General features: G+C 74.2%; 11 protein-coding genes. 5 read left to right on the forward strand and 6 right to left on the reverse strand.

The genetic code is table 11. From position 1 onward, the window contains the following. Positions 1-3: 3 nt before the first annotated feature. From ACFVVA_RS14680 to ACFVVA_RS14690, 3 genes are all read right to left on the reverse strand, one after another. The gene (locus ACFVVA_RS14680) at positions 4-1,059 is read right to left on the reverse strand and encodes an endonuclease/exonuclease/phosphatase family protein (protein WP_387689353.1); all 1,056 of its coding nucleotides are present in this window, start codon (positions 1,057-1,059) and stop codon (positions 4-6) included. A 206-nt stretch (positions 1,060-1,265) separates the two neighbouring features. After that, on the reverse strand, positions 1,266-1,895 hold the full coding sequence (locus ACFVVA_RS14685) for a TetR/AcrR family transcriptional regulator (protein ID WP_387689356.1): 630 nt from the start codon (positions 1,893-1,895) through the stop codon (positions 1,266-1,268). Positions 1,896-2,055: 160 nt separating this feature from the next. Continuing rightward, positions 2,056-3,663, reverse strand: coding sequence for an MFS transporter (locus ACFVVA_RS14690; RefSeq protein ID WP_387689358.1), 1,608 nt, complete (start codon positions 3,661-3,663; stop codon positions 2,056-2,058). A gap of 301 nt (positions 3,664-3,964) precedes the next feature. Between ACFVVA_RS14690 and panB the strand changes: the two genes are divergently transcribed. The 3 genes from panB (at position 3,965) to ACFVVA_RS14705 (ending at position 6,876) form a co-directional block, all read left to right on the forward strand. Beyond that, positions 3,965-4,834: a 3-methyl-2-oxobutanoate hydroxymethyltransferase gene (panB, locus tag ACFVVA_RS14695; RefSeq protein ID WP_387689361.1), complete on the forward strand. Its 870-nt coding sequence runs from the start codon at positions 3,965-3,967 to the stop codon at positions 4,832-4,834. Positions 4,835-5,023: 189 nt separating this feature from the next. Further along, a complete protein-coding gene (locus ACFVVA_RS14700; RefSeq protein WP_387689364.1) occupies positions 5,024-6,046 on the forward strand; it encodes an ATP-binding cassette domain-containing protein in 1,023 nt (340 codons plus the stop codon). Further along, positions 6,043-6,876: an ABC transporter permease gene (locus tag ACFVVA_RS14705; RefSeq protein WP_387689367.1), complete on the forward strand. Its 834-nt coding sequence runs from the start codon at positions 6,043-6,045 to the stop codon at positions 6,874-6,876. Before ACFVVA_RS14700 ends, ACFVVA_RS14705 begins: the two co-directional genes overlap by 4 nt. Positions 6,877-7,133: 257 nt before the next feature. Here ACFVVA_RS14705 and ACFVVA_RS14710 read toward each other — a convergent pair whose 3' ends face one another. After that, on the reverse strand, positions 7,134-10,553 hold the full coding sequence (locus ACFVVA_RS14710) for a BTAD domain-containing putative transcriptional regulator (RefSeq protein WP_387689370.1): 3,420 nt from the start codon (positions 10,551-10,553) through the stop codon (positions 7,134-7,136). Between the two features lie 195 nt (positions 10,554-10,748). On the opposite strand from ACFVVA_RS14710, the gene ACFVVA_RS14715 reads away from it, so the two are divergent. Then, positions 10,749-11,564, forward strand: a complete 816-nt coding sequence (locus tag ACFVVA_RS14715; protein ID WP_387689373.1) for a site-2 protease family protein — start codon at positions 10,749-10,751, stop codon at positions 11,562-11,564. A 26-nt stretch (positions 11,565-11,590) separates the two neighbouring features. Here ACFVVA_RS14715 and ACFVVA_RS14720 read toward each other — a convergent pair whose 3' ends face one another. Together ACFVVA_RS14720 and npdG are read right to left on the reverse strand one after the other, a co-directional pair. Next, on the reverse strand, positions 11,591-11,776 hold the full coding sequence (locus tag ACFVVA_RS14720; RefSeq protein WP_359896925.1) for a hypothetical protein: 186 nt from the start codon (positions 11,774-11,776) through the stop codon (positions 11,591-11,593). 112 nt (positions 11,777-11,888) lie between these two features. Beyond that, positions 11,889-12,581, reverse strand: coding sequence for an NADPH-dependent F420 reductase (gene npdG / locus ACFVVA_RS14725; RefSeq protein ID WP_359896923.1), 693 nt, complete (start codon positions 12,579-12,581; stop codon positions 11,889-11,891). 47 nt (positions 12,582-12,628) lie between these two features. Between npdG and ACFVVA_RS14730 the strand changes: the two genes are divergently transcribed. Continuing rightward, positions 12,629-13,297: a hypothetical protein gene (locus tag ACFVVA_RS14730; protein ID WP_387689377.1), complete on the forward strand. Its 669-nt coding sequence runs from the start codon at positions 12,629-12,631 to the stop codon at positions 13,295-13,297. Positions 13,298-13,336: the final 39 nt, after the last annotated feature.

Below are 13,336 nucleotides of genomic sequence, written 5' to 3' on the forward strand. Positions count from 1 at the left end.
CCGCTACGCCGAGTACCGGTAGGTGGCGGCCACCGCGAGGTGGTCGCTGCCGTCCCGGGACAGGGTGCGGGAGTCCACCGGCGTGAGCCCGCCCTTGCTCATGATCTGGTCGATCCGGGCCATCGGGAAGGCCGCCGGCCAGCTGAAGCCGAAGCCGTCGCCGGCGGCGCCCTGGGCCGAGCGCATCTGCGAGGTGACCGGCGCCAGGCTGCGGTCGTTCATGGTGCCGTTGAGGTCGCCGAGCAGCAGGACCTTCTTCAGCGACTCGGCCTGGATCGCGTCGCCGAGCGCCTGCGCGCTGAGGTCCCGCTGGTTGACGGTGAAGCCGCCCTCGGCCTTCAGCCGCACCGAGGGCAGGTGCGCCACGTACACGGCGACCGGGCCCTGCGGGGTGGTGACCTCGGCCCGGAAGGCCCTGGTCCAGCCCATCTTGAGGTCCACCGGGGAGGCGTCCCCGATCGGGTACTTCGACCAGAGCCCGACCGTGCCCTCCACGGTGTGGTACGGGTAGGCGCCGGCGAGCCCGGTCTCGTACGAACGCAGCTGCCGGCCGGCCAGCTCCTGCAGGGCGACGATCTGGGCGCCGGAGTCCACCAGGGTGCGGACGGTGCCCGGCACGTCGGTGTTGGCGGCGGCGACGTTGTGGCTGACCACCGTCCAGTCGCCCTCGCCGCCGCTCCTGTCGGACAGCAGCCCGCCGAACAGGTTGACCCAGAGCACGACGGGCAGCAGCAGGGCGAGCAGCGCGGTGGCGGAGCGGCGCAGCAGCGCGGGTACCAGCAGCACCGGGACGGCCAGGCCCAGCCAGGGCAGGAAGGTCTCCAGCAGGCTGCCGAGGTTGCCGACGCTGTTGGGCACCTCGGCGTGGAAGGCGAGCAGCGCGGCGGTGAGCACGGCCAGCACGGCGACCACCAGGCCGCGCCGCCAGGTGCCGCTGCCGCGGGCGTCCCGGCCCCAGTGGCGCAGGCCGAGGAAGCCGCCGCGACGCACCGCGGGGGCCGGGCCGTCGGCGTCGCCCCCGGGGGCCGCGATCCGCTCGGTCCTGTCCGCCTGCGCCATGAAGTGGCTCCCGTCGCTCGTGCCGTCGCCGCTCCGGTGTCCGGCCCGTCGTCGGGCGGGCAGGCACCGGACCGGTGCCGGTTTGATCGATTGTCCGGCTCAGCCTATGCCGGGACAGACGTCGGCCCCGCTGAGCGGGTTCCGGCGTGGCCCGGTTTGGTGAGCGAGGCCACGTTCGGGGCCGGGCCGGGCCGGGTCGGGCGGGGTCAGCGGGGTGCGAGGCCTTCGAGCACGGAGTCGACCAGCTTGCGGGCCAGGTCCGGGTCCTCCAGGTCGGAGTCGTCCCACAGGATGCTGCGGTAGAGGATCGGCCCCATCAGGAGGTCGTTGAGCAGTTCCAGGTCGAGGTCGTCGCGGATCACGCCCTCGGCGACGGCCTGGCCGATCAGGCGGAGCCCGACCTCCCGGCGCGGCTTGATCACCCGCTCCCGGTACGCGGAGTACAGCTCGGGCAGGGTCTGCATCTGGCCGAGGGCGGCCTTGAGCACCCAACGGGTGCGCTTGGCCAGGCCGCGCCGGCGGACGTGGTCGACCAGGGCGATCAGGTCGGCCCGGGCGCCGGCGCCGGTGGGCTCCGGCAGCGGCTCCTCCAGCCGGCTGACCACGTCGACCAGCAGGGCCTCCTTGTTGGACCAGCGCCGGTAGATGGTGGCCTTGCCGACGCCGCCGGCGGCGGCGATGCCCTCGATGGTGAGCTCGGACAGCGCGGTACCGCCGGCCATCAGGTCCTCGACGGCCGTGAAGATGGCCTGCTCGGCGGCCTCGCTCCGGGGCCGGCCACGGCGTACCTCCGCGCAGTGCTGCCCGGTGTCGGCGGTCGGCGTGTCCGTCTTCATCCCCGCTGTCTCTCCCTCGCTCTCCCCGGCGGCGCTGGCGCCGTGGGGTGTCCCTCGGTGGGTCCGCGGCGGGGCCCGCCCCGGACCGAGGCCCTGCCGCCCGGGGCGCACCCGGGCGACAGGGCCATTGTCGCTCAGTCACGGTGGGCCCGGCCGCTGGTCAGGCCTCCGCGGCCGCGGCCTCGCGCTCCTGGCCGCGCTGTCCGGGGGCCGGGCCGGCCGGGCCGGCGGGGGCGGCCGAGCGGCGCGGCAGCAGGAACCAGGCGACGACGGCCCCGATCACCGAGACGCCCGCCGAGAGCGAGGCCACCACGTGCATGGCGTGGACGAAGGCGTCGTTCGCCGGGGCGATCAGCGCCTGGCCGCCGGGGATGCGGTCGGCGATGGCCAGGGTGGCCTCCAGCGACTCGCCGGCCTTGTCGCGCAGGCCCTCGGGCAGGTGGGTCAGGGTGTCGGCCATCCCGTCGCGGTAGACGGTGGAGAGCACCGCGCCGAGCACGGCGACCCCGAGCGAGCCGCCGACCTGGCGGAAGGTGTTGTTGACGGCCGAGCCGGCGCCGGCCTTCTCCCGGGGCAGCGAGGCCATGATCGCGACGGTGACCGGCGGCATGACGTGCGCCATGCCGGCGCCCATCACCAGGCCGAGCACGACCAGCACCCAGATCGGGGTGGTGGCGGTCAGCACGACGTAGCCGACGAAGCCGACCGCGACCAGCAGCATGCCGCAGGTCGCGGTGGCGGCGACGCCGAAGCGGTCGACCACCAGCCGGGCCCGCGGGGCGAACACCAGCTGGGCGGCGGCCAGCGGCAGCATCAGCACACCGGCCTGGAGGGCGCTGTAGCCGCGCACGCTCTGGATGTAGAAGACGCCGAAGAACGAGACGCCCATCAGCGCGAAGAAGATCACGCCGACGACCACCACGGACGCGCTGAACACCTTGTTGCGGAACCAGGTGACGTCCAGCGCGGGGAACGCGGTGCGGCGCTCGAACCAGACGAAGGCGACCAGCGCGACCACGCCGACCAGGGTCGGCGCCCAGGCCTCGACCGCGGTGAAGTCGGCCAGCTCGCCGCCCTTGATGATGCCGTAGATCAGCGCGACCAGGCCGACGATCGACAGCAGCACGCCGATCGGGTCCATCCGGCCCGGGCTGGGGTCCTTGGACTCGGGGACCAGGATCACCATCGCGATCACCGCGACGACCACGATCGGGACGTTGATCAGGAAGACCGAGCCCCACCAGAAGTGCTCGATCAGCAGGCCGCCGGTGATCGGGCCGATGGCGATGGCCAGGCCGACCGCGCCGGCCCAGATCCCGATCGCCTTGGGCTGCTCGGAGCGCTCGAAGACGTTCATGATGATCGCCAGCGTGGCGGGCATCGCGAGCGCGCCGCCGACACCCATCAGGGCGCGGTAGCCGATGAGTTCACCGGGCGAGGCGGCCAGCGCGGACAGCAGCGAGGCGATGCCGAAGACCACCATGCCGGCCAGCAGCGCGCGCTTGCGGCCGAACCGGTCGCCGAGCAGGCCGGAGGTGAACAGCAGCCCGGCGAAGACCAGGGTGTAGGAGTTGATCGACCATTCCAGGTCGCTCTGGGTGGCCCCGAGTCCGACCGGCGCGGGCGTCGCGATGGTCTTCATCGCGACGTTGAGGATCGAGTTGTCGAGCACGACGACGAGCAGGGCGAGCAGCAGGGTGCCGAGGATCGCCCAGCGCCGACGGTGGATGGCTTCCGGCACGCGGGGTGGCGCGGCTGCGGTGGTCATGGGTGTTTCCCGTCCGTGGTGGTGTGGCACTGGCGGGCATTCCGAGCCGCATACGTCTCGTAACCCCCCGCACCAGAGTAGCGGGCGATACGATACGAGACGAATCCGTTTCGTAAAGAGCGGGCAAATTCGGCGGCCGCCGGCGCACCCCGGCGGAGGTGACCCGCGCGCCCGGTGTGTCCCGGATCGCACCGGGACGCCCGCACCCCTCTTTGCGCGGGCGCCGGGGCGTGCAAGCATGGAGGTGATCCGGGGACGCCGTACGGCGCCACGAGACGACAACCCTTCAGGAGTCCGTTCGATGAACGCTTCTACGCCTTCGCCTGCCCAGAACCGGGCGTCGACCGCCACCCTCTACGGCGGGGTCACCAACCGCCGTGTCACCGTCCGCGACCTCGCCGCCGCCAAGCAGCGCGGCGAGAAGTGGTCGATGCTCACCGCCTACGACGCCCTCACCGCGGGGGTGTTCGACGAGGCCGGCATCCCGGTGCTGCTGGTCGGCGACTCGGCGGGCAACTGCCACCTCGGCTACGAGACCACCGTCCCGGTGACCATGGATCAGATGGTGATGCTCTCCGCCGCCGTCGTCCGCGGCACCGAACGGGCCATGATCGTCGCCGACCTGCCGTTCGGCTCGTACCAGGAGTCCCCCGCGCAGGCCATGCACAACGCGGCCCGGCTGATGAAGGAGGCCGGGGTCGGCGCGGTCAAGCTGGAGGGCGGGGAGCGCAGCGCACGCTCGATCGAGCTGCTGGTCGAGGCCGGCGTCCCGGTGATGGCCCACATCGGCCTCACCCCGCAGTCCGTGCACGCCCTCGGCGGCTACCCCGTCCAGGGCCGCGGCGACGAGGCGGCGCACCAGCTGCTGCGCGACGCCAAGGCCGTCCAGCAGGCGGGCGCCTTCGCCGTGGTGCTGGAGGCCGTCCCGGCCGAGCTGGCCGCCCAGGCCACCGAGCAGCTGGCGATCCCGACCGTCGGCATCGGCGGCGGACCGGACACCGACGCCCAGGTGCTGGTCTGGACCGACATGGCCGGCATGACGGCCGGCCGGGTGCCCAAGTTCGTCAAGCAGTACGCCGACCTGCGGACCGTCCTCGGCGACGCCGCCCGGGCGTACGCCGAGGACGTGCGCTCCGGCGCCTTCCCGGCGGCGGAGCACAGCTTCCACTGACGCCCGCTCCTCGCGGCCCGCGGCCCCGTTCCGGTTCGGAGCGGGGCCGCTGCCGTACCCGGGGCCGCTGCCGTACCCGGGACCGCGTCCGGTGGCCGGGGAGCGCCTCCGGCGGCCGGTGACAGCGGCCTGACAGCGCCCGGCGCCGGCCGACAGGGAGCTGACAGCGCGGGCGGACACCCTGGGGGCATGACACGAATCGCGACAGCCCCGAACGACCGGGGAACCACCTCTCGGAACGCCGTGGAGGTGCACGGCATCGTCAAGCACTACGGCGAGACCAAGGCCCTCGACGGGGTCGACCTCACCGTCGAGGAAGGCACCGTCCTCGCCCTGCTCGGCCCCAACGGCGCGGGCAAGACCACCCTGGTGCGCGTCCTCTCCACCCTGATCAAGCCGGACGCCGGCACCGCGTTCGTCGGCGGCTACGACGTGCTGCGCCAGCCCAAGCAGCTGCGCCGCACGATCGGCCTCACCGGCCAGTACGCCTCCGTGGACGAGCTGCTCTCCGGGTACGAGAACCTCTACCTCATCGGCCGGCTGCTCGACCTCCCCCGCAAGGAGGCCAGGGCCCGGGCCGCCGAACTGCTGGAGCGCTTCTCGCTCACCGAGGCCGCCAAGCGGACCGCCAAGACCTACTCCGGCGGCATGCGCCGCCGCCTCGACCTGGCCGCCAGCATGATGGGCCGCCCCCGGGTGCTCTACCTGGACGAGCCCACCACCGGCCTGGACCCGCGCACCCGCAACGAGGTCTGGGACGAGGTGCAGCGCATGGTCGCCGAGGGCAGCACCGTGCTGCTGACCACCCAGTACATGGAGGAGGCGGAGCAGCTCGCGAACGAGCTGACCGTCATCGACCGCGGCCGGGTGATCGCCAACGGCGCCGTCTCCGAGCTCAAGGCCAAGGTCGGCGGCCAGACCCTCCAGGTCCGCCCGGCCGACCCGGCCGAGCTGCCCGAGATGGCCCGCTGCCTGCACCAGAGCGGCATCCTCAACGCCACCTTCTCCGCCGACACCGGCCTGCTCGCGGTGCCGATCACCGGCGAGGAGCAGCTGACCGCGGTGATCGGGGTGCTCGGCACCCGCGGCTTCGCCGTCGCCGGCATCGACACCAAGGTGCCCAGCCTGGACGAGGTCTTCCTCGCCATCACCGGCAAGCCCGCCTCCGCCGCGGTGCCCGCCCCCAGCCTCGCCAAGGAGCCCGTCGCATGACCACCGCCACGCTCACCCCGCCCCGGGCCCGGGACACCCGGCCGCCGGCGGAGGATTCCCGGATCGGCCTGGCCGGCACCCTGCGCCACGTCGGCGCGCTGACCCGGCGCAACCTGATGCGGATCAAGGCCGACCCGGAGTCGATGTTCGACGCCGTGCTGATGCCGATCATCTTCACCGTGCTGTTCGTCTACGTCTTCGGCGGCGCGATGGCCGGCAACCAGGACGACTACAAGCAGTACCTGATCCCCGGCCTGCTCGGACAGACCGGCCTCACCCTCGCGATGGCCGTCGGCACCGGCCTCAACAGCGACTTCCAGACCGGCGTGATGGACCGCTTCCGCACCCTGCCGATCGGCCGGGCCTCGGTCCTGCTGTCCAAGATCGTCGCCGAGACCCTGCGCGGACTGCTCTCCTTCGCGATCCTGATCGGCTTCGCGATGTGCATCGGCTTCGAGGTGCGGACCGGACCGCTGGAGGTGCTGGCCACCATCGGCCTGGCCCTGGTGTTCGGCATGTCGATCGTCTGGATCTCGATGCTGCTGGGCATGGCCCTGCGCAGCGCCCAGGCCGTCCAGGGCGTGGCCATGCTGGTCCTGATGCCGATGCAGTTCGGCAGCTCGATCTTCGCCAGGCCCGACACCATGCCGGGCTGGCTGAAGTCCTTCACCGAGGTCAACCCGCTGTCGGCGCTGGCCGACGCCTCCCGCTCGCTGCTCAACGGCGAGGGCCCGGTGGCCCACCCGGTGATGATCGTGCTGGTCTGGTCGGCCGCCGTCACCGCGATCTTCGCCCCGCTGGCGGTCGCCCGGTTCCGCAAGCGGACCTGACCCCACGACCGCCGTCGGCTCCCCCTCGACTCCCGCCGGGGAGGGCCGGCGGACGAGAACGGCCGGCCGCCCGGGACAGGCGCCGGCCGCGGAACGGGCCCGTGCGGCCGGTGACCGGGGGACGGGCGCCGGCCGCGGAACGGGCCCGTGCGGCCGGTGACCGGGGGACGGGCGCCGGCCGCACGGGCCCGCGGAGTCCGGGAAGTCCGCGGGGTCCGCGGGGTCCGGGGAGTCCGGGGAGTCCGGGGAGTCCGGGGCTAGCCGATCAGCCCCTCCAGCAGCTCGAAGGCCTGCTCCTGGGACGTCCCGACCCCGCCGTCCCGGGCCTCCTCGTACTCGGCGTCGCCCATCACCTCCCGCAGGACGGCCTCCGTGCGCGCCCGCTCGGACCGCTCCAGGTAGCCGCCCTTGGGGCCGTTCAGCCCGCCGTGCGCGCCCATCAGCACGGCCGCCGCCCGGGCCCGCTCCAGGTCCCCGTCGCGCCCGGCGAAACTGCACAGCACCGCCGTCACCGCGGGCACCACCATGACCGTCATGTGCTCGGCGAAGCCGCTCGCCGCCGTCACCGCCCGCAGCTGCCGCCAGCCGTCGCGCAGCATCTCGAACCCCGCCTCCGGATCGCCGGCCCGGGCCGTGATCCAGCCCCGGGCGCTCAGCAGCATCCCGGTCACCAGGCTCGGCGCGAAACCGCCGACCCGGACCGTGTCCAGCTCGTCCAGCTCGGCCAGCGCCAGCTCGAACTCGCCGCGCTGGGCGTGCAGGCCGCAGAGCGTCAGGTGGCCGAACATCAGGGCCCCGGTGGTGGACTGGTTGAGTCCCGGGGTCTCGATCGAGGCCAGTGCCTCCCGGACGACCCGCTCGCCGCGGTCCACGTCGTGCTCCAGCAGGGCGGTGCCCAGATTCACCCGCAGGATCGGCACCTCCAGCGGCGCCCCCAGCTCCTCGACCAGCCCGATCGCCCGCTCGTACGCCTCCGCGGCGGCCGCGGACTCGCCCCGGTTGGCCAGCGACTCGCCGTGCGCCGCCAGCGCCTGGGAGATCCCCCAGAGGTTGCCCGCCCGCTCGTACAGCTCCAGCGAGCGCTTGCCGTCCACGATGCTCTGCTCCGCGCCGCTCGGCCAGTCGTTCAGCATCCTGGCCCGCACCTGCAGGATGAACGCCAGGTCGCTCGGCCCGCCGTGCCGCTCGCAGCCGAGCACGGCGTCGTCCAGCAGGTCCTTCATCACCTCCAGGCGGCCGGCCAGGAACGCGCCGAACACCCGCATCAGCGCCGGGAAGCGGTAGGACTGCGGCAGGTCCGGGGTGTAGGCGTCCATCAGCCGCTGGGCGACCTCGACCGCCTCCGGGTCGCCGAGAACCTCCAGGTTGCCCTCGAACAGCCCGATCAGCCGGAACATCGCGAGCAGCCGGCGGGCCTCCTCGACCACCGGCGCGGACAGCGGCAGCTCGTACGCGAACACACTGTGCTCCAGCGGCACCGCCCGCGGGGCGTCCGGGCCGAACGGGTCCGGGCCGAGCGCGCCGACCGCGGTGTACCAGGTGCGCGCCTCCATGCTGTAGCCGCGCAGCGACCAGTACCAGCTCATGCCGACGGCAAGCAGCAGCGCCTGCTCCTCGTCCCGCAGGTCGATCGCCCGGCGCAGCGCCGCGCGAATGTTGTCCTGCTCGCGCTCCAGCACCGCCAGCCAGTGCAGCTGCCGGGGGCCGTGGATCTGCGTGTCCGCGACCGAGATCATGGTGCGGAAGTGCGCCAGGTGACGGGCCTCGGTGGCGGCGCGCTCGGCGGCGGACGCGGCCAGGCGCTCGGTCGCGTACTCGTGGATGGTCTCCAGCATCCGGTAGCGCGGCAGGCTGGCCCCGTCCAGGTCGGCCACCAGCAGGGACTTGTCGACCAGCGACAGCAGCAGGTCGGCGACCTCGCCGGTGGCCACCTCGACGCCGTCGGCGCAGACCGCCTCGGCGTCCTCCAGCTGCCAGCCGCCCGCGAACACCGCGAGCCGGCGCAGCACCGCCCGCTCCCGCTTGCCCAGCAGGTCCCAGCTCCAGTCGACCACCGCGCGCAGCGTCTGCTGGCGCGGCAGCAGGGTGCGGCTGCCCGCGGTGAGCAGCGCGAACCGGCCGTCCAGCCGGTCGGCTATCTGGCGCGCCGTCATCACCCGCAGCCGGGCGGCGGCCAGTTCGATGGCCAGCGGCAGCCCGTCCAGCCGGCGGCAGATCTCGGCGCACGCCTCCGGGTCGCCCTGCGGGTCGAAGCCGGGACGGGCGGCGGCCGCGCGCTCGACGAACAGCCGCAGCGCGACCGGGTCGGGCAGCGGCTCCACCGGCAGCACCGTCTCCCCCGGCACGCCCAGCGGCTCGCGGCTGGTGGCGAGCACCGTCAGCCCGGGGCACTCGGCGAGCAGGACGTCGGCGAGGTCGGCGGCCGCCTGGATCAGGTGCTCGCAGTTGTCCAGGACGAGCAGCATCCGGCGGTGGCCGCAGTGCTCGACCAGCCGGCGCAGCGGGTCCTCGGCCCGCTTCTCGATCACCTCGGCGACCATGCTGGTGCTGTGCAGCACGATCTCGCGCAGGCCGAGCGCCGAGACCACGGCGGCGGGCACCGCGTCCGGGCTCTCCAGCGGGGCGAGTTCGGCCACCCAGACGCCGTCCGGCCAGCGTCCGGCGGACTGCTCGGCGCGGCCGGCCTCGGTCGAGAGGCTGGTCTTGCCGGAGCCGCCGGGGCCGGTCAGGGTCACCAGTCGACGGTCCGTCAGCATCGCGCGCAGCGAAGCGAGATCGTCCTCGCGGCCGACGAAGCTGGTCAGCCGGCCGCGCAGGTTGCCGCCGGGGCGCGGGAGTTGGGGCGCCGCGGGGGCGGGGGTGGCGGCGGGGGCGGGATCCGGGTTCCGCCCCTCCTGGGCCGCCGGGGACGCCGGGTCCGCCGGGACCACCGGGGACGCCGGGTCCGTCAGGTCCGTCGGGTCCGTCGGAGCGAGCAACTCGGCGTACAGGGAACGGAGTCCGCGCCCCGGGTCGACGCCGAGCTCGTCGGCCAGGGCGCGCCTGGTCCGCTCGTAGTGGCGCAGCGCCTCGGCCGTCCGCCCGCCCTCGTGCAGCGCCCGAATCATCAGCAGCTGCAACGGCTCGTCCAGCGGCTGCCGTTCGCACAGCTCGGCCAGTTCGGCGATCAGCTCGGCGGCCCGGCCGAGGCCGAGGTCCGCGGTGATCCGGTGGCGCCGGGCCTCCTCGTACTGGGCCTCCAGCCGGACGGCCGGTCCGGTGCGGTCCGGCAGGTCGGCGAGCGCGGGGCCGCGCCACAGGGCCAGGGCGGCGCGCAGCCGCTCGGCCGCGAGCGCGTGGTCCCCGGCGTCCAGGGCGCGGCGGCCCTCACCGGTCAGCCGCTGGAAGTCGGCGAGGTCGGTGGCCGGGCCGGTCAGCCAGTACCCGGCCGGGCCGGAGCCGACCTCGTCCCGGCCGATGGTGCGGCGCAGCCGGCCGACCAGGGTCTGGAGCGCGGCGGAGGAGTCCTGCGGCGGCTCGGCCTCCCACACCTCGTCCACCAGCAGGTCGGCCGGCACCGGCCGGCCCTGCCGCAGGGCCAGGGCGGTGAGCAGGGCCCGCAGCCGGGCGCCGCCGATCGCTACCGGCGTGCCGTCGTCGTGGTGGGCCGTCGTCGTCCCGAGGATGCCGTAGTGCACCGCACCATTCTGGTCGATGCCCGGGGGAAGGGCCGCACAATTGTGCTGGGCCCCTCCCGGCCCCGGCACGTAGGGTGGAACGCCACCGCGCGCCCGGACGTTCACCCGGGACGGCTTGTCCGGTCACCGGCCCGCCCGGCATGATCGACCCGCCCGCGCCCGCCCGCCTTCCCCTCCCCACGGAGCACCCAGACCATGACCTTCGCCGCCACGCCGCGCTCCCGCAGCGAGGACCGCCGGATCAGCCCGGTGTTCTGGGCGCTCCTCGCCGTCCTCGGCACCTCCGGCTGGGCGGTGTACCAGGGTTACGGCAACGCCTCGTTCGGGGTGTTCCTGTTCGTGGTCGCGGGCTGGATGGTCTCCCTCTGCCTGCACGAGTACGCCCACGCGCGCACCGCGCTGCACGGCGGCGACATCACCGTCGGGGCCAAGGGCTACCTCACGCTCAACCCGCTGAAGTACGCCAACGTGCTGCTCAGCTTCGTGCTGCCGATCGTCTTCGTGATCCTCGGCGGCATCGGCCTGCCCGGCGGCTCGGTCTGGATCGAGCGGCACCGCGTCCAGGGCCGGCTCAAGCACAGCCTGATCTCGGCGGCCGGTCCGCTGGTCAACCTGCTCATCGCGGCGGCGCTGCTGATCCCGATCGGCGCGGGCTGGCTGGACGACCCGACCGTGCACGCGTTCTGGAACGGCTACGAGCTGACCATCTCGCCGTTCTCCGGCGCGCTGGGCTTCCTCGGCTTCCTCCAGCTGAGCGCCGCCGTGCTGAACCTGCTGCCGGTGCCCGGACTGGACGGCTACGGGATCGTCGAGCCCTGGCTGTCCTACAAGACCCGGCGCGCGGTCGAGCCGTTCGCGCCGTACGGGATGCTCGCGGTGTTCGCGCTGCTGTGGCAGCCCCAGGTGAACCAGTTCTTCTTCGGGATCGTCCACGGCCTGATGACCCTGTTCGGCGTGGACCAGGACTACGCCACGCTCGGCCGGTACCTGTTCAGCTTCTGGAAGAACTAGCTCCTCCGGGGACCGCGGGCAGGGCCTCAGCCCTGCTCGGCGGCCGCCGCGGCGATCCGGGCCCGGCGGCGGTCCATCCACAGCACGTTGCTGGCCACGCCGGCCAGCGGCAGCCAGATCAGGCCCAGCCAGAAGCCCTGGACCAGCGAGACCACCAGGGCCACGAGCGCGAGGACGACGGCGGCCAGGGCGAAGAGGGACGTGCGAGGCATGGCGGGAGGCTCCTAGAACGGGTGCGGGCGGCCGGGTCACGGCCGCCACCCATTGTCGCCGACCTCACCTCCGGAGCCGGTCCAGGGGTGAGGTCGACACGGCCCCCGCCGGTCAGACGTCGGTGATCCGCAGGCCCGCGTGGGCCTTGTAGCGGCGGTTGACCGAGATCAGATTGGCGACCAGCGACTCCACCTGGTGGGCGTTGCGCAGCCGGCCCGCGTAGATGCCGCGCATCCCGGGGATGCGGCCGGCCAGGCCCCGCACGACGTCGGTGGCGTCCCGGTCGTCGCCGAGCACCATGACGTCGGTGTCGATGCTCTCCACCGACTCGTCCTGGAGCAGCACCGCCGAGAGGTGGTGGAACGCGGCGGTGACCCGGGAGTCCGGCAGCAGGGCGGCGGCCTGCTCGGCGGCGCTGCCCTCCTCCGGCTTCAGCGCGTACGCGCCCTGCTTGTCGAAGCCCAGCGGGTTGACGCAGTCGACGACGATCTTGCCCGTGAGCTCCTCGCGCAACGCGGTCAGGGTGGCGGCGTGGCCGTCCCACGGGACCGCGATGATCACCACGTCGCTCTCCCGGGCGACGGCGGCGTTGTCGGCGCCGCGCACGCCGAGGCCCAGCTCCGCCGCCGAGGCCTCGGCACGGGCGGCGTCACGGGAGCCGATGAGCACCTGCTGGCCGGCCTTGGCCAGCCGCAGGGCCAGTCCCCGCCCCTGGTCGCCGGTGCCGCCGAGGACACCGACCACCAGCTGCGAGACGTCCGGCACCTCGTGGGCCGGGTTTGTCGCTGAATCGAGGGAAGTCATGGGCCGATCCTGCCAAATCCCCGGCCCGGCGGGACATCCTGGCCCGCATGGACGCGGTGAGAGTTTCGGCACTCCGGGAACGGCTGACGGGAACGGGCTGGCTGGAGGCGGTCGGCGGCTTCGCCGGGGCGCTGCGCCGCTCGGTGGAACGGCGCGGGGCGAGCGGGCTGCTGCTGGTCGGCACCGAGGCGTACGAGCCCTGGCACCTGGCCGCCCACCTGGACGACGAGGCCGCGTGGTCGGACATCCCCCGGCTGGCGCCCACCCTGCTGCGGCACAGCCCGCCGGCCGGCGCCCCCGCCCACCTGCTGCACGACCTGCGACGGCTCACCGGGGCCGGGCGCGGCGACACCGTGCTGGTGGTGGTCCCGGAGGCGGCCGGCGCCCCGCTGCTGGAGCGGGTGCAGGACGCCCGGCGGCGCGGCGCGACCGTGCTCGCGCTGGACGGCGGCGCCCCGGCCGGGCCCGGGGCGGCCGGCGGCGCGGGTGGGCCCGGGGGGCCCGGGGGGCCCGGTGGGCCTGACGGCTCCGGTGGCCTCGGCGAGCTCGCGCACGAGCGGCTGGCCGTCGGCACCGCCGCCGAGGGCCCCTTCGACCTCGCCCAGCACCTGGTCAGCGTCGCCGCCGGACAGCGGACCGACCGCCGCTCCGTCCGGGACCGGCTCGCCCGACTCGCCGAACGGCTGACCTCGACGCCCGCGATCAGCCGCTGGTGAACCGGGCGCCCGAGCCACCGGTGCGCGCGTCCCGTCCGC

The organism is Kitasatospora sp. NPDC058048, assembly GCF_042885555.1.
Taxonomy (GTDB): domain Bacteria; phylum Actinomycetota; class Actinomycetes; order Streptomycetales; family Streptomycetaceae; genus Kitasatospora; species Kitasatospora lactacystinica.